The organism is Streptacidiphilus albus JL83 (assembly GCF_000744705.1).
Taxonomy (GTDB): Bacteria; Actinomycetota; Actinomycetes; order Streptomycetales; family Streptomycetaceae; genus Streptacidiphilus; species Streptacidiphilus albus.
On record NZ_JQML01000001.1, the window covers coordinates 1,686,205 to 1,711,751 of the forward strand.

The following is a 25,547-nucleotide window of genomic DNA, read 5'->3' on the forward strand; positions in this document are numbered from 1 at the left end:
GCGTGATCACCCTGTCCTCAGGCGCGGGTCGATGACGAGGTAGAGCAGGTCGACCAGGGTCGAGAGCAGGACGAAGACCAGGGCCGAGAGCAGGACCAGGCCGATGACCAGCGGCATGTCCTTGTTGGTGGTGGCCTGGAGGACCAGCGCGCCGATGCCGGGCCGACCGAAGACGGTCTCCACCAGCACCGCACCGCCGAGCAGCGAGCCGGTCAGCCATCCGGTGAGGGTCACCAGCGGGACCGCCGCGTGCCGCAGCGCGTGCCGCAGCCGGACGGCGGTGACGCTCAGCCCGCGGGCACGGGCGGTCACCACGAACGGCTGGTCGAGCGCCGCCTCCAGCCCCTCCCGCAGCACCTGGGCCAGCACCCCGGTCAGCGGGAGGGCCAGGGTGACGGCCGGGAGCACCAGGGCGGCGAAGCCCTGGTCGCCGACGACCGGGAAGACGTGCAGCTGGAAGGAGAAGGCGGTGAGCAGCAGGATGCCGATCCAGTACGAGGGGCTGGACACGGTCAGCAGCTCGATCAGCGAGGCCGCCGCCCGCAGCGCCGGCCGGCGGCCGGCGGTGGCCACGGCCACCGCCACCGCCAGCACCAGGGCCAGCACCAGGGCCGCGAGTCCGAGTTGGACGGTCGGGCCGAGCTGCTCGCCGATCAGCGCCGATACCGGCCGCTGGAGCTGGTAGGACTCGCCCAGGTCGCCCCGGGCGAGGTTCCCCAGATAGTGCAGGTACTGCAGGGCGACCGGCTGGTTCAGTCCGAACTGCGCCCGGATCTGCGCGCGGACGGCCGGACTGGCGGCGTTGCCGGGCCCCAGCATCACCGTGACCGGGTCGCCGGGTATCAGCTGGAGCGCGACGAAGGCGACGGTGGCGGCCCCGAGCAGCACGGCGACCGCGCCGGCCAGCCGCTTGGCGACCCCTCTGACCACGGTGGCGGCGGTCACGTCACTTACCCAGCCAGGTGTCGTGGAAGTCGAGCCAGGTGTGCGGGTCGAAGGTGAGCCCGTGCACCTTGTCCGAGGCGCCGTCGATGGTGGTCTCGACGTAGATCGGGATGTCCAGGGCGAGGTTGGTGACCCGCTGTTGGACCTGGTCGTAGTCCTGGGCCCGGGCGGCCGGGTCCAGGGTCGCCTGGCCCGCGTTGGTCAGGGCGTCGAGCTGGGCGTCCTTGATGAAGGTCGCGTTGGCGCCGCCGGTGGACGGCTGGCTGGCGCTGTTGAAGTAGAGCTGCAGCACGTCCGGTCCGGCGCTGGCCCAGCTGTAGTCGGCGATGGACTCCTGGCCGCCGTAGACCTTGGCGAGGTAGGTGCCGATGTCGAGCCGGGGGCGGTCGACCGCTATGCCGATCTTCTTCAGGTCGGCCTGGATCGCCTGGCCGAGGATGTCACGCTGTTCGCGGATGAACTGCTGGGGCATCAGCGGCCACTCGACGGTGAGCTGCTTGCCGTCCTTGGTGCGGTAGCCGGCGGCGTTGCGGCCGGTCCAACCGGCCTCGTCGAGCAGCTTGTTGGCGAGCGTCGGATCGTAGGGCCAGCTGTTCTCCAGGGACTTGTCGTAGTCGGCGGTGGCCGGGGAGATCGGGCTCCAGGCGCGCGGGTAGACGCCGAAGTAGACGCTGTTGACGTCGGTGCTGATGTCGATGCCGCGCTGCACCGCCTGGCGCACCAGCGGGTCGTTGAAGGGGGCGATCGAGGCGTTCAGCATCAGGCTGTAGACCGCGCCCGGGGCCGTCTTGGACAGCACCTGCAGTCCGGACTGCGCCTTCAGCGCCTTCACGTCGACCGGCGGCACGGCGGAGGCCACCTGGACCTGGCCGCTCTGCAGCGCGCCGATCCGGGTCGAGTCCTGCGGCAGGAAGCGGAAGACCAGTTGGTCGAGGTAGGCCGGGCCCTGGTCGGGGTCGCCCTGCGGCGCCCAGTCGTAGGCCGGGTTGCGGGTGAGGACGGCGCTCTGGCCCTTGGTGTAGCTGGTGAACTCGAACGGCCCGGTGCCGACGTCGACCGCACCGCCGGAGCCCAACTGGCCGCCGTTCTTCGCGATCGTGGCCGGCGAGTAGAAGCCCAACTGGGGAGCGCTCGCGTCCTGGAGGAAGGGCGCGTAGGGCTTGGTGAAGGAGACCTGGACGGTGTCGTCGTCGATGACCTTGGTGCCGGCGTAGGGGCCGAGCAGGCTGACCGCGTACTGCGACTTGGTCGCGGGCGCCGCGATCCGGTCGAAGTTCACCTTGACGGCGGCGGCGTTGAAGGGCGTGCCGTCGGTGAACTTGACGTCGTCGCGCAGGTGGAAGGTGTAGGTCTTGAGGTCCTTGGACACCGTCCAGGACTTGGCCAGCCACGGGTGGAACGCGCCGCTGCTGTCCTCGTAGACCAGCGAGTCGACGATGTTGCGGTCGATGGCGGCGGTGACGTCCTGCTGGTTGACCTGGATGTCGAAGGAGATCGGCTCGGTGTCGATGGCGTAGGTGAGGGTGCCTCCCTTCACCGGCGTGGACGACGCGCCCTTGGCGACGTCGGCCGTGCTGCTGGAGCTGCAGGCGGCAAGGAGCAGGACCACAGCCGTACTTCCGGCGAGCAGCGGGATGCGTCCCGATCTGGATCGGACGGCGCTGGATCGGGGCATGCTGGAACTCCGTGGGTCTCGGGGTGGTTTGGTCGGCGCGTTCGTCGAACGAAGCCGGGACCCTCACGGGTCCCGGGGATGCCTCGAACCTAACGAGGGCTCCCTGCGCCGCCGTACCCCTAGACCACCCCTAGCGGACCCTTACCCCGACCGCCGGGCTGCCTCGCGGGACGGCTCAGCAGGAGAGATTGCCGCCGCCGACGTCGGTGCCCAGGTCGGCGACGAACCTCTTGTAGAGGTTGATCCGGTCGTTGCGCTCATCCGGGTTCTTGCCGTTGCACTCCAGGTCCCCGTTGATGCTGCGGATCGTCTCACCGAAGCCCCTGCCGTTGACCATGGCGTTGTGCGGGGTCGTCGACCCGGCGCCGGTCTGGCTGTTCCAGAACCACAGGCCGGTCTTCCAGGAGACGGTGGCGTCCCGTTCCACCTGGTACGGGTTGTCCAGCAGGTCGATGTGCAGGGCGTCACCGGCCGCCTTGTAGTTGTAGTTCCAGCTGAGCTGCAGCGGACCGCGGCCGTAGTAGGCGCTCGGGCCGGCCGGACAGTGGTACGGCCGGCCCTGGTCGCAGTAGTGGCTGTAGTTGGCCTTGTTCTGCTCCACGACGTACCGCAGTCCGCCGGTCTCGTGGCTCACATTGGCCAGGAAGGCCGCGGCCTCGCGCTTGCGCACCGCGTCGCTTCCGGTGGTGGTGAAGCCGGGGTAGGCGCTCAGCGCGCCTACCAGGCCCTGGTAGGTGTAGAAGGGGTTCCGACCCGGGAACATCCGGTTGAACTGCGCCTCGCTGACCACGAAGGACCCGTTGGCGGCGGCGGGTGTCGCCGGAGCGGCGACCGCCAGGCCGCTCGCCACCACCGCGGCGCTCAGCACGGCCAGAAAGCGGGACCGGAATCGGGACACGACACGGGATACGGACATCTGCGCTCCTTCGGCGGCGGGGACCTGCCCGCCCTGCTCACTCGGGTCAGCTGAATGGCAAACCAGTTGCTTCGAAGACGAAGCACTGGTGCCAGCATCGCGCAAGTTCGAGCACAGATGCTCCGACATGGCGGCAAATCACTCGCAGGAGGCCGTTTCGACCGTGGGTTGACGGACCGGCACCCGGAATTCGACCGCACACCCCCGCGGATTAAGACAGTTGAATGACAGTCGAACGTTTCACCAATATCTCGACCGGGGAGCCCGGGCGCAGCGCCCGAACTCCCCGGCATCGACGAAACCCGACCCGCCGCCCGGAGCCCCCCGACTCCCGGCGCGAAGTCACCTGCTAGCCGAGCTTGACCAGGTGGGCGCTGTTGGTCTTGCCCTCGGCGGCACCGCTCCACCCGGCACCGGCCTTGAAGTGGACCTGGCCGACGAGGAACTTGGCGTGGTGGCCCGTGTTGTAGAGACCCCAGACGTCCCCGTAGGTGGTGGTGCTGAGGACCGGGAGCGACTGGCAGTGGCCGGGGGTGATCAGCACCGTCGCGAACCCGCCCTGCTGCGGGATGGACGCGAACGCGGTGTAGTTGCCCTTCGCGCAGAGCTTGAAGACGTGGGGCGTGGCCGCGGAAGCCATTCCGGAGGTCGCCAGCACGGCCGTTCCGGCCAGCAACGTGGCCGTCCCGGTGGCCAGCGCGGCACGCTTCAGCTTCGACATGACGCTCATGTGCACACTCATTTCTCTGGATCTGCACGCGCCTCCTGCGAGGCGCAGTGATCTAGGGCTGCACGTGACAGTTCCGGAGCGGCCCACGAGTTGTGGAGCCTTTCCGGAGCGCACACTGAGAATCACGTAGGCGCGTCGGCGCACGGTTCAACGGCCGGCCGAAAGAATTGCCCGGTCTTTTCAAAACCGATCGGATCCGGGCTCGACCCCCGGGGCTACTCGGCGGCCGGGGCCGGGTAGCGGGGGACGGAGCGGCGCAGCGCGATGCGCCAGCCCTCAGGGGTGCGGCGGAGGACGTCGAGGTAGTCGCCGTTGTGGATGCTGCCGTCGGCGAGCAGCGCCAGGTAGCGGCTGCGGCCCCGGACCGTGCCGTCCGCGTCGACGGTCAGCACGGTGTCCAGGGTGTGGTGGTCCGGGGACTGCGGGCCGAGGAGCTTGTTGAAGTCCTTGATCGCGTCCAGGCCGTGGAAGAACCTGCTCTCGCTGCGGACCAGTTCGATGGTGCCGTCCTCGGTGAAGACCTGGTCCAGCTGCTCCCGTTCGCCGTTGTCGAAGACGTGCGCGAAGCGGGCCAGCAGCTGCCGGATCTCTTCGATGTCATGGGTCGTCAGTTCGGTTGCCATCGGCTCTCCTGGTCTCGCCGGGGTCGGCGGAACGCCCGGCCGGAGGACTCCGGCCGGGCGGCGGGCGGGGTGGGGATCAGGCGGACTCGCCGGTCAGCTGCTGGATGATGCCCAGCCGGTCGGGGAGCACGTTGTAGCGGACGACCTTGCCGTCACGGATGGTCAGCGTGCTGATGCTGCGGCCGCGGAAGTGCCGGCCGGTGCCCTCCAGGCCGAAGACGAAGCCCTCGTGGATGCCGTCGATGGTCCAGAAGGCGATCACCCGGTCCCCCTCGGCGACGACGTCGTCCAGGGTCACGGTCAGCTCCTTGACGCTCTTCCACAGCCACTCCAGGTGGTCCTGGAAGTCCGAGCGGGTGCCGGTGCCGCCGATGCCCACCCGGGCCTCGTCGGCGGCGTCGGCGGCCACCAACTCCTCCAGCAGCTCCAGTCGCTGACCGTTGACCAGCTCCTCGAAGTACCGGCGGGCCAGGGCCTTGTTGCTCTCGATCGTGTCGTTGCTCATGAGTGGTCTCCTCGAAGTCGATTGGTCAGGACGGGTATGAGGGAACGGGACGGAAGGGGTCAACGGGCCGGCGGCGGGAGCAGGATGCCGCCGTTGGCGCTCAGGCCGCCGTCGACCGGGACGGTCACCCCGGTCACGTAGGAGGCCGCCGGGGAGGCGAGGAACCAGACCACCTCGGCCTGCTCCCGGGGATCGGCCCAGCGCTGGGCCGGGATCCGGCGGGTGACCTCCTCGCCCAGCTCCGGGTGCGCCAGCACCCCGCTGGTCAGCGCCGTGACGGTGCCGCCCGGCGCGATGGCGTTGATCCTGATGCGCTGCGCGGCGTAGTCGATGGCCGCGCCGCGCACCAGGTTGATCACCGCCGCCTTGGTGGCGTTGTAGCCCCAGGTCCCCGGGTCGCCCCGGAGGCCGGAGACCGAGGAGGTGGCGACGATCGCGCCGCCCCCGGAGGCCCGCAGGGCCGGCGCCGCGGCCCTGATGCCGAGCGCGACGCTGCGGACGTTCACCGCGAACAGCCGGTCGAAGCGCTCGATGGCGCCCTCGGACTCCAGCGGCCCGGATCCGCCGATGCCGGCGTTGAGCACCGCGACGTCCAGCCGGCCGAAGCGCTCCACCGCCAGCCGGACCGCCTCGGTGCTGGTCTCCGGCACCGCGACGTCACCGGCCAGGGTCAGCACGCCGTCCAGGACCGCGAGTTTCGCCAGGCCCTCGGCGTCCTGGTCGACGGCCACCACCCGGTGCCCGCGCTCCTGGAACAGTCGCACCGTCGCCTCGCCGATGCCGGAGGCGGCTCCGGTGACGACCGTGACCGGCGAGACCTCGGTTACCGGGCTGACTGGGCTGACCATTGCTGCTCCTTCTTCTCGATCCACTGCCGGACGGCGTGCGCCGTCGTCGGGGTGTGCTGCTCCAGCAGGGTGAAGTGGTCGCCGGTGACGTCCACCGCCTCGTGCGGGAGGGGCCAGTAGGCGCGCCAGTCGTGGCGGGCCGTCGGGTCGACCACGGTGCCGCGCAGCGGCGTGTCGGCGCGCACGGAGAGGATCGGCGCGTCGACCGGCTCCGGCTGCCAGGTGGCGAAGACGTTGTTGTAGCCGCCCATCGCGGTCAGGCTGGCGTCGCTCCAGACCATGTCGTAGCGCTCGATCCGGTCGAGCATCCCGGTGAGCATGGCGTTGAGCCACCACTCCCCCATGCCCTCGCGGACGGCGCTGTCGATCGGGTAGGCGTCGATCAGCGCCAGTCCGGCCACCGGGCGTCCCTGCCGCTCCAGCCTGGCGGTGACCGCGTGCGCCACGCAGCCGCCCATGGAGCGTCCGACGACCACGATCGGCCGGTCCGGGCCGACCAGTTCCAGCACGGCCTCGGTGTGCAGCCGGAGGAAGGCGTCCAGGTCCTGCGGCAGGTGGTCGTCCTCCTTCCAGCCCGGCGAGGGGAGCACGAAGACGTCCCGCTCGCCCTGGAAGTCGTGCCCGAAGCGGGCGTACTCGTGCGGGCCGGAGATGGCGCTGAGCGCGGGGAAGCAGACCAGGGCGGCCTGGGCGTCACCGGACGCCAGCCGGATCGGCGGCAGGGCGTGCACGGCCCGCTCCGCCGTCGCGAAGCGCGGACGGAGGTGCGAGGCGACCCCGATCAGCGCCGAGGCCTCGGCGAACTTGCCCTGGGCGGCGAGCCGTCGGTACAGCTGGGAGAGCGGGTCGGCCGCCCCGGACGCTGTCGCCGGCGCGGACGAAGGCGCCGGGGACGACGGCGCGACCGTCGGCAGGTCGGTGAGCAACCGGGCGATGTGCGTGGTGAGTTCGGCCGGAGTCGGATGGTCGAAGGTCACCGTCGGCGGCAGCCGCAGGCCGGTCGCCGCAGTCAGCCGGTTGCGCAGCTCGACCGCCGTGAGCGAGTCCAACCCCAGCTCGTTGAAGGGACGTTGGGCGAGCACCGAGTCGGGCTCGGCGCCCAGGACGGCGGCGACCCCGGTCCGGACCAGTTCCAGCAGCGCGGCCTCACGGCCCTCGCCGTCCAGCCCGGAGAGCCGCTGCGCGAGCGAGGGCCCCTCGGCGACGGCCGCCCGCGCGCTCCGGCGTGCGGGGCGGACCAGTCCGCGCAGCAGCGGATGGACCGCCGTGCCGCGCAGGGCGTTCAGCGCCAGCGGGGCCGGAACCAGGTAGGCGTCGCCCACCAGCGCTGCCGCGTCGAAGAGTTCGACGCCCCGGGCGGAGCTGATCGGCCGCACCCCGGCCCGCGCCGCGCGGCGCAGGTCGGCCTCGCCCAACTGCGCGGTGACGCCGCTGACCTCGGCCCACTGGCCCCAGGCCAGGGACTGGCCGGGCAGGCCGTTGGCCCGCCGGTGGACGGCGAGGGCGTCCAGGAAGGTGTTGGCGGCGGCATACGCGGACTGGCCCGGGCCGCCGAACACCGCCGCGACCGAGGAGTAGAGCACGAACGCGGCCAACTGTGGCTGGTCGAGCGTCAGTCGGTGCAGGTTCCAGGCGCCGTCCAGCTTCGGACGGAGCACCGTGTCCAGCCGCTCGGGTGTCAGTGAGCCGATGACGCCGTCGTCGACCACGCCGGCGGTGTGGACCACGGCGGTCAGCGGGTGCTCGGCCGGGATCGCCGCCAGCACGGCGGCCAGCGCCTCCCGATCGGCGGTGTCGGCCGCCGCGAACGCCACCTCGGCGCCCAGGGCGGTGAGTTCCGCCCGCAGCTGCTCCGCGCCCGGGGCCTCGGCCCCACGGCGGGAGAGCAGCAGCAGCCGTCGTGCCCCCCGGGTGGCGACGAGGTGCCGGGCCAGCACTCCGGCCAGCACCCCGCTGCCGCCGGTGATCAGCACGGTGCCGTCCGGGTTCCAGGACACGGGGGCGGCACCGGTCGGGGCGGCGGTCCTGGCCAGCCTGGGCACCCGGGCCTCGCCTATGCGCAGGGCGAGTTGCGGCTCACCCGCCGCGATGGCGGCCGCCACGGCGGCGGGCAGCGCGGCCTCCGAGTCGGGGTCGTCGTCCAGGTCCACCAGCAGCAGCCGATCAGGGTGCTCGGCCTGGGCCGAGCGGAGCAGACCCCACAGCGGGGCGGAGGCCGGCGCCGGCCGCTCCTCCGCAGCGGCGGCCACGGCGCCCCGGGTGACGACGACCAGCCGCGCGGACTGCGGGTCCGGGTCGGCCAGGTGCGCCTGCACCGCCGTCAGGGTGCTCAGCAGGACGGCCCGGGCCGCCTCCGGGACGTCGGCCGCGGAGTGCTCCTCCACCAGCAGCTCGGTCCAGGGGACGGACGGGAGGGGCGAGTGGGCGGGGAGCGGCAGCGGCGTCCAGTCGAGTCGGAAGAGCTCGTCCCGCAGCGCGGCGTGGGCGGTGGCGGCCTGCGCGGAGGCGAGCTGCGCGGCGGTGACCTGACGGGCGCGGAGCGCGGCGACGGAGGCGACCGGTGCCCCGGTCGCGTCCGCGGCCTCCACCGAGATGGTGTCGGCGTCGGTGTGCCGGAGCCGCACCCGGAGTTCGACCGCGCCGGTCGCATGCACCTGCACGCCCTCGTAGGCGAACGGGAGCAGGCTGGAGCCCTCCGGCGTACCGGCGAGATTGTGATGGGCGGTCAGGTGGACTGCGGCGTCCAGCAGTGCGGGGTGGAGGCCGAACCGGGCGGCCTGCTCGCGCCGGTCCTCCGGCAGGGCGACCTCGGCGTAGAAGTCCTCGCCGTCGCGCCAGGCGGCCCGCAGTCCGCGGAAGGCGGGGCCGTAGTCCAGGCCGGCGGCCGACAGCGTCCCGTACACGCCGTCCACGGCCAGCGGCTCGGCCCCGGGCGGCGGCCAGGTGGTCGGCGCGAACGGGGGCCGGGCCGGCTCCACCGGTGCGGCCAGCAGGCCCGAGGCGTGCCGGGTCCAGTCGGCTCCGTCCTTCCCCTCCTCCCCGCCCTCGGCCGCGTGCTGCGCCGGACGCGAGTGCAGGGTGACCGGGCGGGCGCCGGTCGGGTCCGGGCTCCCCACCGCAACCTGGAGGTGGATGCCGCCCTGGGCGGGGAGCAGCAGCGGGGCCTCCACCACCAGTTCGTCCAGCAGGCCCGCGCTGACCTCCTCGCCGGCCCGGATGGCCAGTTCCAGCAACGCCGTTCCGGGGACGACGACGGTGCCCTGGACGGCGTGGTCGGCGAGCCAGGGGTGGCTGCGGAGGGAGAGGCTGCCGGTGAGCAGCACCCCCTCGCCGTCCGGCAGGACCACGGCCGCGCCGAGGAAGGGGTGGTCCACGGTGCCGAGGCCGAGACCGGCGGCGTCCGCCGGGCGGCCGGCCGGCTCCAGCCAGTAGCGGCGGCGCTGGAAGGGGTAGGTCGGCAGGTCGACGCGCGGTGGCTGCTCGCCGGTGAACAGTGCGTTCCAGTCGACGGCGTGGCCCTGGACGTGGACCTGGCCCAGCGCGGTCAGTGCGGTGGCCGGCTCGTCGCGGTCGCGGCGCAGCAGCGGCACCGCGACCGCGTCCGGCAGCGCCTCCCGCACCAGGGCGGTGAGGGTGGCGTCCGGGCCGAGCTCCACGAAGGTGGTCACCCCGGCGGCTGCCAACTCCGCCACCACGTCGCCGAAGCGGACCGGCTCTCGAACCTGGCGCACCCAGTAGCCGGGGTCGGTGAGCTGCTCGGTGGTGGCGGACCGACCGGTGACCCCGGAGAGCACCGGGATGGCCGGAGCCGCGTAGCCGAGGGTCGCCGCGACCGCGCCGAACTCCTCAAGCACCGGGTCCAGGTGGTGGGAGTGGAACGCATGGCTGACCCGCAGCCGCCGGGTCCGGTGCCCGCGCACCGCGAACTCCTGGCCGAGCGCCAGCACCGCCTGCTCGTCGCCCGAGACCACCACCGACGCCGGGCCGTTGACGGCGGCGACGGCCACCCCGGTGCCGTGGTCGGCGAGGACCGCCAGCACCTCGGCCTCGGTCGCACCGATCGCCGCCATCGCCCCGCCCTCCGGCAGCGACTGCATCAGCCGCGCCCGAGCCGCCACCAGCACCGCAGCATCCGCCAGCGAGAACACCCCGGCCACATGCGCCGCCGCCAGCTCACCGATCGAATGACCCGCCACGAAGACCGGCCGCACCCCCCACGACTCCAACAACCGGAACAGCGCCACCTCCACCGCGAACAACGCCGGCTGCGCATACCCCGTCCGGTCCAACTCCTCACCCGAGGAGAGCAGTTCCACCAAAGGCCGGTCCAGCAGCGGCTCGAACGCCGCAGCCACCGCATCGAACGCCACCGCATAGGCCGGATGCGCCGCATACAACCCACGCCCCATCCCCACCCGCTGACTCCCCTGCCCGGTGAACAGGAACGCCAGACCACCCACACCCGCCGAGGAACCGACCACCACCTCCGACACCGACTCACCCCGGGCCAGCACCCGCAGCGCCTCGGCGCCGCCGAGCACCACCGCGCGCTCGCTCAACAGGGCCCGGCCGGCCAGCAGCGAGTACGCCACCGCCGTCCGGTCGGGGGCGTCCTCGGCGTCCAACCGGTCGGCCAGCAGCGCGGCCTGGTCCCGCAGCGCCTCCGGCGAGCGGGCGGAGAGCAGCAGCGGCAGCGGCGAGGACGGGGACGGGGACGGGGACGACGACGGGACCGGCGGAGCCGGCTCCGGCGGCGGGGCCTGCTCGATGATCACATGGGCGTTGGTGCCGCTGGCACCGAAGGCGGAGACACCCGCGCGGCGCGGGCCCTCCGTCTCCGGCCACTCCCGGGCCTCCGTCAGCAGCCGGACGGCGCCGGCCGTCCAGTCCACATAGGGGGTGGCCTCCTCGGCGTGGAGGGTGCGCGGCAGCACCCCGTGGCGCAGCGCCTGCACGGTCTTGATCACGCCGGCCACCCCGGCGGCCGCCTGGGTGTGGCCGATGTTGGACTTCAACGAGCCCAGCCACAGCGGCCGGTCGGGCTCCCGGTCCTGGCCGTAGGCGGCGATGATCGCCTGGGCCTCGATCGGGTCGCCCAGCGAGGTCCCGGTGCCGTGCGCCTCCACCGCCTGGACGTCGGCGGCGGTCAGCCGGGCGTTCTCCAGCGCCTGCCGGATCACCCGCTGCTGGGCCGGGCCGTTGGGCGCGGTCAGGCCGTTGGACGCGCCGTCCTGGTTGACCGCCGAACCGCGCAGCACCGCCAGCACCTCGTGCCCCAGCCGCCGGGCGTCCGAGAGCCGCTCCACCAGCAGCAGCCCGACCCCCTCCGCCCAACCGGTCCCGTCCGCACCCGCGCCGAAGGCCTTGCACCGGCCGTCGGCCGAGAGTCCGCGCTGGCGGGAGAACTCGACGAAGCCCTGCGCGGTGGACATCACGCTGACGCCGCCGGCCAGCGCCAGGTCGGACTCGCCGGAGCGCAGCGACTGGGCGGCCAGGTGCAGCGCCACCAACGAGGAGGAGCAGGCCGTGTCGACCGTCACCGCCGGACCCTCGAAACCGAAGGTGTAGGAGATCCGCCCGGAGGCCACACTGTCCAGTCCGCCGATGCCGAGGTAGCCCTCCAGCTCCGGCGGAGCGTCGTGCAGCCGGGGGGTGTAGTCGCCGCCGGCGATGCCGGCGAAGACCGCGGTCCGGCTCCCGCGGAGGCCGGTCGGGTCGATCCCGGCCCGTTCGAAGGCCTCCCAGGCGGTCTCCAGCAGCAGCCGGTGCTGCGGGTCGGTGGCCAGGGCCTCGCGCGGGGAGATGCCGAAGAACTCGGCGTCGAAGTCGGCGACGGTGTCCAGGAACCCGCCGTGCCGGGTGTAGGAGGTGCCGCTGTGCTCCGGGTCGGGGTCGTAGAGGCCGTCCAGGTCCCAGCCCCGGTCGTCGGGGAAGGAGCTGATCACGTCCCCGCCCTCGGCGACCAGCCGCCACAGCTCCTCCGGCGAGGCGACCCCGCCGGGGAGCCGGCAGGCCATGCCGATGATCGCGATCGGCTCCCGGCGGCCGGCCTCGACCTCCTGCAGTCGCTTCTGGGCGTGCCTGGCGTCGTTCAGCGCACGCTTCAGGTACTCGCGGAGTTTCTGGTCGTTCGACATGGCAGTGGGGGCCTCTCAGGGTTGCGGAAAGCGGGGGGGTGGTCAGAACTGTTCGGACTGGCGGTCCATGAGCTCGAAGAGCTCGTCGTCGGTCGCGGTCTCCAGGTCGAACTCCTCGTCCAGGGCGCTGAGCAGGCCTCCGTCCTCGCCCCAGCGGTCCACCAGGGCGCGGAGCCGGGTCAGGACCGCGGCGCGCTCCTCGTCGCCGGCGGCGGGCGGAGCGGCGAGGAGCTGCTCCAGCGCGGCCAGCGAGGCCGCCACGGTCGGCGTGCCGGTGTCCGTCCCGCCGTCCGCCGGGAGCTCCGCCAGCAGGTAGGCGGCGATGGCGGCCGGTGTCGGATGGTCGAAGACCAGCGTCGCCGGGAGTTCGAGGCCGGTCCCGGCGCCGATGCGGTTCCGCAGCTCGACCGCGGTGAGCGAGCTCAGGCCGAGGTCGCGGAAGGCCCGGTCGGCGACGACTCCGGCACTGCCGGTGTGGCCCAGCACCACGGCCACCTCGGCCCGGACCAGGTCCAGCAGGGCCGACTCGCGTTCGGCTCCGGCCAGCCCGGCCAGCCGCAGCGGCCAGGCCGGTCCGCTGCCGACGCTCTGCAGCTGGGCGAGCGAGGCGGTGACCGTGCCGTTGCCGACGACGGCGTCCAGCCAGTAGCGCTCGCGCTGGAAGGCGTAGCCGGGCAGCGCGGTCCGACGCGGCGTCACCCCGGCGAAGACGGAGGACCAGTCCACCCGCACCCCGCGCACCTGGAGTTCGGCCACGGAGGTGAGGAAGCGGCGCAGGCCGCCGTCGTCCCGGCGCAGCGAGCCGACGACCGCGCCGGTGCGTGCCGCACCCGCCGACTCCAGGGTCTCCTGGATCGGGACGGCCAGCACCGGATGCGGGCTGACCTCGACGAACGTGCCGTGGCCCGAGGCGGCCAGGGCCCGGACCGCCTCCTCGAAGCGGACCGTGCGACGCAGGTTGGTCACCCAGTAGTCGGCGTCGAGTCCGGCGGTGTCGACCCAGTCGCCGGTGACCGTGGACAGCATCGGCACCGAGCCGGTGCGCGGCCGGACCGGGGCGAGCAGGTCGAGCAGCTCCTCGCGGAGGTCGTCCACCTGGGCCGAGTGCGAGGCGTAGTCGACCTGGACCGTCCGGGCCCGGACGTGCTCGGCCCGGTACTCGGCGACCAGGGCCGCCAGGGCGTCCGGGTCGCCGGAGACCACGACCGAGGCCGGGCCGTTGACCACCGCCACCGAGAGCTCGGGCCGGTCGGCGATCCGCGCCTCGACCTCGGCCGCCGGCAGCGCCACCGACGCCATCCCACCGCGCCCGGACAGGGCCAGGATGGCCCGGCTGCGCAGGGCGACCACCCGGGCCCCGTCGTCCAGGCCGAGCGCCCCGGCCACCACGGCCGCCGCGATCTCCCCCTGGCTGTGGCCGACCACGGCGTCCGGGCGGATCCCGTAGGAGGTCCACAGCTCGGCCAGGGCGACCATCACCGCCCACAGCGCCGGCTGGACCACGTCGACCCGGTCCAGGCCCGGCGCTCTCTCGGCGCCGCGCAGCACCTCCAGCAGCGACCAGTCGGTGTACGGCGCGAGGGCGGCGGCGCACTCGGCGATCCTGGCGGCGAACACCGGTGCGGTGTCGAGCAGTTCCTCCGCCATCGCGGGCCACTGCGAGCCCTGGCCGGGGAAGACGAACACGGTCCGGCCGGCCAGGTCGGCCGTGCCGGTCACCAGGCCGGGGGCCGGGTCGCCGAGGGCCAGCGCGCGCAGCCCGGCCAGTCCGCGCGGGTCCTCCGGGCCGGTGACCAGCACCGCCCGCTGCTCCAGCGCGGCCCGGGTGGTGAGCAGCGCGTGCGCGGCGTCCACCGGCTCCGGGGCGCCGTCCCCGGCGAGGTGCTCGGCCAGCCTGGCGGCCTGGCCGCGCAGCGCCTCCGGCGTCCGGGCGGAGACCACCAGCGGCAGGTGGGCCGGGGCGGAGCCCCGGTCCTCGGCCGGCTTCCGGTCCACCGGCTGGAGCGACTGCGGCGCCTGCTCGATCAGGACGTGGGCATTGGTGCCGCTGACGCCGAAGGAGGACACCCCGGCCCGGCGCGGCCGTCCGGTCTCCGGCCAGGGCCGGGCCTCGGTCAGCAGCTGGACGCCGCCGTCCTGCCAGTCCACGTACGGCGAGGGCTCGTCCACGTGGAGTGTCTGCGGCAGCAGGCCGTGCCGGATGGCCTGCACCATCTTGATCACGCCCACCGCCCCGGCGGCGGCCTGGGTGTGGCCCACATTGGACTTCAACGAGCCGAGCCAGAGCGGCTGTTCGGGGTCGCGCCCCGATCCGTAGGCGGCGATCAGGGCCTGCGCCTCGATCGGGTCGCCGAGGGTGGTACCGGTGCCGTGGCCCTCCACCGCATCGATCTGACCCGGCGTCAGCCCGGCGTTGTCGAGCGCCTGCTGGATCACCCGCTGCTGGGACGGACCGCTGGGCGCGGTGAGGCCGTTGGAGGCCCCGTCCTGGTTGACGGCGGTGCCCCGGACCAGCGCCAGCACCGGGTGGCCGAGCCGCCTGGCGTCGGAGAGCCGCTCGACCAGCAGCAGCCCGACCCCCTCGCCCCAGCCGGTGCCGTCCGCCGCACCCGCGTAGGCCTTGCAGCGGCCGTCGGCCGAGAGCGCGCGCTGGCGGCTGAACTCGACGAAGGTGGTCGGCGTCGACATCACCGCGACGCCGCCGGCCAGGGCCAGGTCGCACTCGCCGGAGCGCAGCGACTGGGCGGCCAGGTGCAGCGCCACCAACGAGGACGAGCAGGCCGTGTCGACCGTCACCGCCGGACCCTCGAAACCGAAGGTGTAGGAGATCCGCCCGGAGGCCACACTGCCGGCGCTGCCGTTGCCGAGCCAGCCCTCCAGCTCGGCCGGGACCTCGCGGACCCGGGGGGCGTAGTCGTGGTACATCACCCCGGCGAAGACCCCGGTCCGGCTGCGGCGCAGGCTCTCCGGGTCGATCCCGGCGCTCTCCAGCGCCTCCCAGGTGGTCTCCAGCAGCAGCCGCTGCTGGGGGTCGGTGGCCAGGGCCTCGCGCGGCGAGATCCCGAAGAAGCCGGCGTCGAAGTCGGCCGGACGCCGGAGGAAGCCGCCGTGCCGGGTGTAGGAGGTGCCGGGGTTCTCCGGATCCTCGGAGTAGAGCGCCTCCAGGTCCCAGCCCCGGTCGTCGGGGAACTCGGAGATGGCGTCCCCGCCCCGGGCGACCAGCTCCCACAGCTCCTCGGGGGTGGCCACGCCGCCCGGCAGCCGGCAGGCCATGCCGACGATGGCGATCGGGTCCTCGGTGGGATCGGGTGTCGAGCCGTGCTGAACCTCCGTCACCGGGGCTGCTGCTCCCAGCAGTTCGGTCAGCAGGTGGTCGGCGAGCGCCCCGGGGGTGGGGTGGTCGAAGACCAGGGTGGCGGACAGCCGCAGGCCGGTCGCGGTGGCGATCCGGTTGCGCAGCTCCACCGCGGTGAGCGAGTCCACGCCGAGGGCGGTGAAGGCCCGGTGCACGCCGACCGATCCGGCGTCGGTGCCGAGCACGGTGGCGATCTCCCGGCGGACCAGCTCCAGCAGCAGCGTCTCCTGCTCGGCCCGGTCCGCCAGCTCGGCCAGCCGTCGGCCGAGGGCGGACTCGGCGCCGCCGTCGGCCACGGCGGCGGCGGCCGTCCGCCGTGCCGGGCGGACCAGACCGCGCAGCAGCGGCGGAACCCGGCCGCCGGCCGAGGCCAGGGCGGCGGTGTCGAAGGGCGAGGGCACCAGCACCGGGCGGGACGCCAGTGCCTCGGCGGCGTCGAAGAGCCGGAGCCCCTCGTCCGAGCCGAGCGGGCGGATGCCCAGCCGCAGCAGCCGGGCCAGGTCGGTCCGGCTGAGGTGGCCGGTGATCCCGCTGGCCTGCTCCCACTGGCCCCAGGCGAGGGACCGGGCGGGCAGGCCGTTGGCCCGCCGGTGGACGGCGAGGGCGTCCAGGAAGGTGTTGGCGGCGGCGTAGGAGGACTGGCCCGGGGAGCCGAGCACCCCGGCGACCGAGGAGTAGAGCACGAAGGCCGCCAACGGCGCCCGGTCGAGCGTGAGCTGGTGCAGGTTCCAGGCGCCGTCGGCCTTGGCCCGGAGCACCGCGTCCAGCCGCTGGGGCGTCAGTGAGCCGATGACGCCGTCGTCGACCACGCCGGCGGTGTGGACCACGGCGGTCAGCGGGTGCTCGGCCGGGATCGCCGCCAGCACGGCGGCCAGCTCCTCCCGGTCGGCGGTGTCGGCCGCCGCGAACTCCACCTCGGCGCCCAGGGCGGCGAGTTCCGCCCGCAGTTCCTCCGCGCCGGGCGCGGCGGCGCCGCTGCGGGAGAGCAGCAGCAGGTGCCGCACTCCGCGCTCGACGACCAGGTGCCGGGCCAGCAGCGTGCCGAGCACACCGGTGCCGCCGGTCACCAGCACCGTTCCCCGCGGGTCCCAGGCGCGGGCGGCATCGAGGTCCGCCGGACCCGGGGCCGGCGCCCTGACCAGTCGCGGCACGGACAGTGCCCCTTCGCGCAGCGCGAGTTGGTCCTCGTCGGCGGCCGAGGCGGTCGCCAGGGCGGCGTCCAGGGCGGCGGCGGAGGAAGCGTCACCGCCATCCAGGTCGAGCAGGACGAAGCGGCCCGGGTTCTCCGTCTGCGCGGAGCGGACCAGCCCCCAGACGGCGGCCGCGACCGGGTCGGGATCGGCGCCCGGGGTGACCGCGATCGCGTTGCGGGTGACCAGGGCCAGTCGGCTCGCGTCGGCCGGCCACTCCTGCAGCAGGCCCAGGACCCGCTCCAGCGCCGACCGCAGCCGGGTCGGCAGGTCGGCCCCGTCCGGTCCGGCCACGGCCTCGACCACCACCGGGGCGGGCTGCGTCGTGCCCTGGCCCGCCGCGCGGAGGGCGAGCGGGGTCCACTCCACGGTGTGGAGCCCGTCGTACTGCGCGACCGCCCGAGCGCCGAGGCGCTCGCCGGCCACCGGACGGGTGGTCAGCGCGGCGATGGAGACCACCGGCGCACCGGTGCTGTCGACCGCCTCCAGCGCGAACTGCTGCGGACCGGTGACGGTCAGCCGGACCCGCAGTCCGGTCGCGCCGGCCGCATGGAGGGCGACCCCCCGGTAGGCGAAGGGCAGTTGCGCGCCCGCCTCCGGACCGGCGGCCAGACCGGGCAGTTGCAGCGCGGCGTCGAGCAGCGCCGGGTGCAGGCCGAAGTCTCCGGCCTGCTCGCGCGGGCCCGCCGGGAGTTCGGCGGTCGCGTAGTAGCTGTCGCCGTCCTGCCAGACGGCCTGCAGGCCCCGAAAGGCCGGGCCGTACTCCAGTCCGGAGGCGGCCAGCGCCGCGTACACCTCGTCGACCGGGACCGGCTGTGCACCGGCCGGGGGCCACGCCCCGGCGGCGAACTCCGGCACCGGCGGCGCCGACGGCGACGCGGCGGCCAGCACGCCGGTGGCGTGCCGCACCCAGTCGCCGCCTCCGCCGGGCCGGGAGTGGACGGTGACGGAGCGGAAGCCGGACCCGTCGGGGGCGCCGACGGCGACCTGCAGCTGGAGGCTGCCCGAGGCGGGCAGCAGCACCGGCGCCTCGACCACCAGTTCGTCCAGGGCGGATGCCCCGACCTCGTCCCCGGCCCTGACGGCCAGCTCGACCAGCGCGGCCCCCGGCAGGATCGCCGTGCCCAGGGCGACGTGGTCGGCGAGCCAGGGGTGGGTGCGGAGGGAGAGGCTGCCGGTGAGCAGCACCCCGTCCGCGTCGGGCCGGGTCAGCGCCGCGCCCAGCAGCGGGTGGACGACGGTGTCCAGGCCGAGGCCGCCGGCGTCGGCCGCCGGGACGGCGGGCTCCAGCCAGTAGCGGCGGCGCTGGAAGGGGTAGGTCGGCAGGTCCACCCGGCGCGCGGGCCGGGCCCGGCCGAACAGTGCCGCCCAGTCGACGGCGTGGCCGTGCACATGGATCCCGCCGAGCGCGGTCAGTGCGGTGGTCGGCTCGTCGCGGTCGCGGCGCAGCAGCGGCACCGCGACCGCGTCCGGCAGCGCCTCCCGCACCAGGGCGGTGAGGGTGGCGTCCGGGCCGAGCTCCACGAAGGTGGTCACCCCGGCGGCTGCCAACTCCGCCACCACGTCGCCGAAGCGGACCGGCTCGCGAACCTGGCGCACCCAGTAGGAGGGGTCGGTGACCTCGTCTGCCGTGGCGATGCGTCCGGTGACCCCGGAGAGCAGCGAGAGCTGCGGGGCGCCGTGGCCGAGGGTCGCCGCGACCGCGCCGAACTCCTCAAGCACCGGGTCCAGATGGTGCGAGTGGAAGGCGTGGCTGACCCGCAGCCGCCGGGTCCGGTGTCCACGCGCCGCGAACTCTTCCGCCAGTGCCAGCACCGGCTGCTCGTCGCCCGAAATCACCACCGAGGTCGGGCCGTTGACGGCGGCGACGGCCACCCCGGTGCCGTGGTCGGCGAGGACCGCCAGCACCTCGGCCTCGGTCGCACCGATCGCCGCCATCGCGCCACCCTCCGGCAGCGACTGCATCAGCCGCGCCCGAGCCGCCACCAGCACCGCAGCATCCGCCAGCGAAAGCACCCCGGCCACATGCGCCGCCGCCAGCTCACCGATCGAATGACCCGCCACGAAGTCCGGCCGCACCCCCCACGACTCCAACAACCGGAACTGCGCCACCTCCACCGCGAACAACGCCGGCTGCGCATACCCCGTCCGGTCCAACTCCTCACCGGACACCAGCAACTCGGCCAACGGCCGGTCCAGCAGCGGCTCGAACGCCGCAGCCACCGCGTCGAACGCCACCGCATAGGCCGGATGCGCCGCATACAGCCCACGCCCCATCCCCACCCGCTGACTCCCCTGCCCGGTGAACAGGAACGCCAGACCACCCACACCCGCCGAGGAACCGACCACCACCTCCGACGCCGACTCACCCCGGGCGAGAGCGCGCAGCGCCGCCGGGTCGCCGACGACGACCGCGCGCTCCTCCAGCGCGGCCCGGGTGGTGGCCAGGGCCCTGGCGGCCGCGGCGGGTTCGGGTGCCTCGGCGTCCAGCCAGTCCGCGATCCGCTCCGCCTGGGCGGCCAACGCCTGCGGGGTGCGGGCCGAGAGCACCCAGGGCAGCAGCTCCGCCGGAGCCTGCGCGGGGTCTAGCCCGGGGGCCTCCTCCTGTGCCTCGGCCGGGGCCTGCTCGATGATCACATGGGCATTGGTGCCGCTCACGCCGAAGGCGGAGACGCCTGCGCGGCGCGGCCGGTCGCTGGACGGCCACTCCTGCTCCTCCGTCAGCAGCCTCACGCCGCCCGCCGACCAGTCGACGAAGGGCGAGGGCGCGTCCACGTGGAGGGTGCGCGGCAGCACGCCGTGCCGGATCGCCTGCACCATCTTGATCACACCGGCCACCCCGGCCGCCGCCTGGGTGTGGCCGATGTTGGACTTCACCGAGCCCAGCCACAGCGGCCGGTCTGCGGGGCGGTCCACGCCGTAGGTGGCGATCAGCGCCTGGGCCTCGATCGGGTCGCCGAGCCGGGTGCCGGTGCCGTGCGCCTCGACCGCGTCGACGTCGCCGGTCGCGAGTCCGGCCGAGGCCAGGGCCTGCCGGATCACCCGCTGCTGCGAGGGGCCGCTGGGGGCGGTCAGGCCGTTGGACGCGCCGTCCTGGTTGACCGCCGAACCGCGCAGCACCGCCAGCACCTCGTGCCCCAGCCGCCGGGCGTCCGAGAGCCGCTCCACCAGCAGCAGCCCGACCCCCTCCGCCCAACCGGTCCCGTCCGCACCCGCTGCGAAGGCCTTGCAGCGGCCGTCCTCGGACATCGCCCGCTGGCGGCTGAACTCGACGAAGGTGGTCGGGGTCGACATCACCAGGACGCCGCCGGCCACCGCGAGGTCGGACTCGCCGGAGCGCAGCGACTGGGCGGCCAGGTGCAGCGCCACCAACGAGGAGGAGCAGGCCGTGTCGACCGTCACCGCCGGACCCTCGAAACCGAAGGTGTAGGAGATCCGCCCGGAGGCCACACTGGCCGCGTTGCCGATGCCGAGGTAGGCCTCCAGCTCGTCGGGGACCTGCTGGGCGGCGGTGGCGTAGTCCCGCCCCGAGGTTCCGGCGAAGACGCCGGTCCGGCTGCCCCGCAGCGACTCCGGGTCGATCCCGGCCCGCTCCAGCACCTCCCAGGTGGTCTCCAGCAGCAGCCGCTGCTGGGGGTCGACCGCAGGCGCCTCGCGCGGCGGGATGCCGAAGAACTCGGCGTCGAAGTCGGCGGCGGAGTCCAGGAATCCGCCGTGCCGGGAGTAGGAGGTCCCCGGACGGTCCGGGTCGGCGCTGTAGAGCCGCTCCAGGTCCCAGCCCCGGTCGGTCGGGAAGCCGGTGAGGGCGTCCACGCCCTCGGAGACAGCCCGCCACAGGTCCTCCGGCGAGGCGACCCCGCCGGGGAAGCGGCAGGCCATGCCGACGATGGCGATCGGGTCCTGGTCGCTCGCGGTCACCGTCGCGGGCAGCGGCGCGGCGGCGGCCGGGGCGGTGGCGCCCCACAGCTCCTCGGCCAGCCAGTCGGTGAGCGCGGCGGGAGTCGGGTGGTCGAAGACCACGGTGGCCGGGAGCCGGCGTCCGGTGGCGGCGCCCAGCCGGTTGCGGAACTCCACCGCCGTCAGCGAGTCGAAGCCCTGGTTGCGGAAGGCCCTGGCCGGGTCGATCGCCTCGGCCGAGCTCTGCCGCTGGACCAGCGCGGCCTGGGCGCGGACCAGCGCCAGCAGTCCGCGCCGCCGCTCGGCGGCGGGCAGCGCGGCCAGTCCGGACAGCCCGTCCGCGAGCTCGGCGGCGGGGACGGCGGGCGTCGCGGCCGCCGAGGCCCGCCGCAGGCCCGGGAGTTCGGCGGCCAGCGGGTGGCTGCGGCCCCGGTAGAACGCGGCCCAGTCGACGTCGGCGACGACCAGGTGGCTCTCGTCCCGGTCCAGCACCTGGCCGAGCACCTCGACCGCCGGACCGGCCGGGAGCGAGGCGAGTCCGTGCCGGAGCAGCTGCTGCTCCGCGCCGTCGGCGGCGATGCCCGCCCCGGCCCAGTGGCCCCAGGCCACGGCGGTCGCCGGCCGTCCCGCCCCCCGGCGCTGGGCCGCGAGCGCGTCCAGATAGGCGTTGCCGGGGGCGTAGTTGGCCTGTCCGGGGATGCCGCAGAGTCCGGCCAGGGAGGAGAACAGCACGAAGGCGGAGAGGTCATGATCGAGCGTCAGTTCGTGCAGCAGCCGGGCCGCGCCGACCTTGGCGCGCAGCGCCCGCTCCAGCCGGTCCGGCGTCAGCGCGGAGATCAGCGAGTCGTGCAGCTCCGCCGCCGTGTGGACCACGGCCCGCAGCGGCCGGTCCGCCGGTATCCCGGCCAGCAGTGCCGTCAGTTCGGCGCGGTCGGCGACATCGGCGGCGGCGAAGGCCACCTCGCTGCCGAGCGCGGTGAGTTCGGCCGCCAGCTCGGTCGCGCCGGGGGCGTCCGCGCCGCGCCGGCTGACCAGCAGCAGCCGCTCGGCGCCCCGGCCGGCCAGCCAGCGGGCGACATGGCCGCCGAGCGCGCCGGTGCCGCCGGTGACCAGGGTGGTGCCTTCGGGCGTCCAGGCGTCCGGCTCCGCGCCGACCGCCGCCGACAGCGGTGCCGGGACGAGGCGGCGGGCGAAGGCCCCGGCGGCGCGCAGCGCCACCTCGGCCTCGCGGTCCGGGCCCCGGTCCGCCAGCAGCCCGGCCAGCTGCTGCCGGCTGCGGGCGTCGGGCTCGGCCGGCAGGTCGACCAGCCCGCCCCACTGGGCCGGGCTCTCCACCGCGAGGATCGCGCCGAAGCCCCAGACCAGCGCCTGGGCCGGGTCGGTCACCGGGTCGGCCGGGCCGGTGGAGACCGCCCCGGTGGTGAGGTACCAGACCGGCGCGGCGACGCCGAGGTCGTCCAGGGCCTGGGCCAGCGCCACATTGGCGGCGTAGGACCAGGGGACGGCGGGGTGGTCGGGGTGGTCGCCGGCACCGAGGCCCAGCAGCGAGACCACGCCGGCCACCGGCCGCTCGCCCGCCGCCGCGCCCAGCGACCCGGCGAGCAGCGCGCGTTCGGCGCCTGCCTCGGTCACCGCGACCGGCAGCACCCGGGCGCCGTGCGCGCCCAGCAGCCGTTCCAGCGCCACCGCCCACGGGTGCCCGGTCCGGCCCTCGGGCACGGCCAGCAGCCAGTCCCCCGAGAGCCGTTCGGCCGCCGTCACCGGGACCGGGCGCCACTGCACCCGGTACCGCCAGGAGTCTGCGGCGGAGGCGCTGAGCCGCCGGTCGTGCCAGGACGCGAGCGCGGGCAGCACCGGGTCCAGCTGGGCGCCGTCGACGCCGATGGCCTCGGCGAGGCGGGCGGCGTCGCCGTCGGTGACCAGTTCCCAGAACCGCTCGTCCGAGGCCGCCGCCGGGGCGCCCTGGGCCAGCTCCGGCGAGCGGGTGGCGTCGAGCCAGTAGCGCTCCCGCTGGAAGGCGTAGCTCGGCAGCTCGACCTGGCGCGGCGTCACTCCGCGGAAGGCGGGCGTCCAGTCGACCCGCACGCCGTGGACGTGGAGCTCGGCGACGGAGGTCAGCCAGCGCTCCCGGCCGCCGTCGTCCCGGCGCAGTGAACCGGTCACCACCGGCTCGCGGGCGTCGACCGCCGCCAGGGTGTCCTCGACCGCGCCGGTGAGCACCGGGTGCGGGCTGACCTCGACGAAGACCGTGTGCCCGTCGGCCGCGAGGCCGCGCACGGCCTCCTCGAAGCGGACGGTGCGGCGCAGGTTGGCGAACCAGTAGTCGGCGTCCATCCCGGCCGTGTCCTGCCAGTCGGCGGTGACCGTGGAGAACAGCGGGATCTCCCCGGCGACCGGCCGGACGCCGCCCAGCAGCGAGGTCAGCTCCTCCCGCAGCACCTCGGTCTGGACCGAGTGGGAGGCGTAGTCGATGGCGACCGGGCGGGCCCGGACGCCCTCGGCGGCGTACTGGGCGGCGAGTTCGGCGAGCGCCTCCGGGTCGCCGGAGACCACGGTCGACGCCGGGCCGTTGACCACGCCGATCGACAGCCGCTCGCTCCGGTCCGCGATCCGGGCCTCGACCTCGGCGACCGGCCGGGCCACCGCGAGCAGTCCGCCGCGACCGGAGAGCGTGCCGAGGGCGCGGGCCCGCAGCGCGACGATCCGGGCGGCGTCGTCCAGGCTCAGCCCGCCGGCCACGTAGGCGGCGGCGACCTCTCCCTGGCTGTGGCCCACCACCGCGTCCGGGCGGACCCCGTAGGAGGTCCAGAGCGCGGACAGGGCGACCATCACCGCCCACAGCGCGGGCTGGACCACGTCGACCCGGTCCGGGTCCGGGGTGCCCCCGGCCCCGCGCAGCACGTCCAGCAGCGACCAGTCGGTGTAGGGCGCGAGGGCGGCGGCGCACTCCGCCAGCTTGGCCGCGAACACCGGCTCGGCGTCCAGCAGCGGGGCGGCCATGCCGATCCACTGGGAGCCCTGGCCGGGGAAGACGAAGACGGTCTTGCCGGGGGTGCCGGCCCGGCCGAGGACCAGCCCGGGGGCCTCCTCACCCCGGGCCAGGGCCTGGAGCCCGGCCGGGTCGCCGACCAGGACCGCGCGCTGCTCCAGCGCGGCCCGGGTGGTGGCCAGCGCCCGGGCGGCGTCCGCCGGTCGGGGCGCGTCGGCGCCGTCCAGGTGCGCGGTCAGCCGGGCGGCCTGGGCCCGCAGCGCCTGCGGGGTCTGCGCGGAGACCAGCCAGGGCAGGACCGCCGGGACCGGGCCCTCGGGCTCCGCGGGCTGCTGCGCCGACTGCTCGGCCGGCGCCTGCTCGACGATGACATGGGCGTTGGTGCCGCTGACGCCGAAGGCGGAGACCGCCGCCCGGCGCGGCCGGTCCAGTTCGGGCCAGGGCCGGGTCTCGGTCAGCAGCCGCACCGTGCCGTCGGACCAGTCGACGTGCTCGGACGGCCGGTCGACGTGCAGGGTCCGGGGCAGCACGCCGTGCCGCAGCGCCTGCACCATCTTGATCACCCCGGCCACCCCGGCGGCCGCCTGGGTGTGGCCGATGTTGGACTTCAACGAGCCCAGCCAGAGCGGCTGTTCGGCGGTGCGTCCGGCGCCGTAGGTGGCGATCAGCGCCTGCGCCTCGATCGGGTCGCCGAGCCGGGTGCCGGTGCCGTGCGCCTCGACCACGTCGACGTCGCCCGCGCCGAGCCCGGCCGACTCCAGCGCCTGCCGGATCACCCGCTGCTGGGACGGGCCGTTGGGCGCGGTCAGCTGGCTGCTGCGGCCGTCCTGGTTGACGGCGGAACCGCGCAGCACGGCCAGCACCGGCCGCCCCAGCCGCTGGGCGTCGGAGAGCTTCTGCAGCACCAGCACCCCGGCGCCCTCGCCCCAGGCGGTGCCGTCGGCCGCGTCGGCGAAGGGCTTGCAGCGGCCGTCGGGGGCGAGCCCGCGCTGGCGGCTGAACTCGATGAACATCCCCGGCGCCGCCAGCACCGTCGCCCCGCCGGCCAGGGCCAGGTCGCACTCGCCGGAGCGCAGCGACTGGGCGGCCAGGTGCAGCGCCACCAACGAGGAGGAGCAGGCCGTGTCGACCGTCACCGCCGGACCCTCCAGGCCCAGGGTGTAGGCGATCCGGCCGGAGGCGACGCTGGTGGTGCTGCCGGTCAGCACATAGCCGTCGGTCTGCTCGGCCGGCAGGTGGTGCAGGCTCGGTCCGTACTCCTGGGCGATGACGCCGACGAAGACTCCGGTGCTGCTCCGCCGCAGGGTGGTCGGGTCGATCGCGGCGTGCTCCAGCGCCTCCCAGGAGGTCTCCAGCAGCAGCCGCTGCTGGGGGTCGGCGGCCAGCGCCTCGCGCGGCGAGATCCCGAAGAAGCCGGCGTCGAACTCGCCCGCGCCGTAGAGGAACCCGCCCTCCCGGGCGTAGCTGCGGCCGAGGTGGTCCGGGTCCGGGTCGTAGAGGTGGTCCAGGTCCCAGCCCCGGTCGGCCGGGAACGGGCCGACCACGTCCCGCTCCTCGGTGACCAGTCGCCACAGGTCGTCGGGCCCGGCCGCGTCGCCGGGGTAGCGGCAGGCCATCCCGACGATCGCGATCGGCTCGTCCTGCTGCGCCCGGGACGCGGCCAGGTCCTCGGCCGCGCGCAGTCGGCCCCGGGTCTCGTGGAGCTCGGTGGCGACCCGGTTGAGGTAGTCGCGGAGC

7 protein-coding genes and 2 pseudogenes are annotated in these 25,547 nt (G+C 74.8%); all 9 read right to left on the bottom strand.

Annotated features, from left to right (window positions below):
• Positions 1-6: 6 nt before the first annotated feature.
• On the bottom strand, positions 7-945 hold the full coding sequence (locus tag BS75_RS07330; protein WP_042439422.1) for an ABC transporter permease: 939 nt from the start codon (positions 943-945) through the stop codon (positions 7-9).
• 1 nt (position 946) lies between these two features.
• Positions 947-2,620 (bottom strand): ABC transporter substrate-binding protein, encoded by a 1,674-nt coding sequence (locus BS75_RS07335; protein ID WP_034087613.1) that lies wholly within the window; start codon positions 2,618-2,620, stop codon positions 947-949.
• A 175-nt stretch (positions 2,621-2,795) separates the two neighbouring features.
• Positions 2,796-3,536: a chitinase gene (locus tag BS75_RS07340; protein ID WP_034087614.1), complete on the bottom strand. Its 741-nt coding sequence runs from the start codon at positions 3,534-3,536 to the stop codon at positions 2,796-2,798.
• A 349-nt stretch (positions 3,537-3,885) separates the two neighbouring features.
• Entirely contained in the window at positions 3,886-4,266 is a 381-nt protein-coding gene (locus BS75_RS07345; RefSeq protein WP_034087615.1) for a hypothetical protein, read from the bottom strand.
• 215 nt (positions 4,267-4,481) lie between these two features.
• The gene (locus BS75_RS07350; protein ID WP_052069265.1) at positions 4,482-4,889 is read right to left on the bottom strand and encodes a nuclear transport factor 2 family protein; all 408 of its coding nucleotides are present in this window, start codon (positions 4,887-4,889) and stop codon (positions 4,482-4,484) included.
• Positions 4,890-4,965: 76 nt separating this feature from the next.
• Positions 4,966-5,394 (bottom strand): ester cyclase, encoded by a 429-nt coding sequence (locus tag BS75_RS07355; protein WP_034087616.1) that lies wholly within the window; start codon positions 5,392-5,394, stop codon positions 4,966-4,968.
• A 59-nt stretch (positions 5,395-5,453) separates the two neighbouring features.
• Positions 5,454-6,242, bottom strand: a complete 789-nt coding sequence (locus tag BS75_RS07360) for an SDR family NAD(P)-dependent oxidoreductase (RefSeq protein ID WP_034087617.1) — start codon at positions 6,240-6,242, stop codon at positions 5,454-5,456.
• A pseudogene (locus BS75_RS07365) lies at positions 6,218-12,358 on the bottom strand (type I polyketide synthase); the annotation flags it as partial. The gene BS75_RS07360 and the pseudogene BS75_RS07365, both read right to left, overlap by 25 nt.
• A 318-nt stretch (positions 12,359-12,676) precedes the next feature.
• Positions 12,677-25,525 (bottom strand): annotated as a pseudogene (locus BS75_RS51375) (type I polyketide synthase); the annotation flags it as partial.
• Positions 25,526-25,547 lie beyond the last annotated feature (22 nt).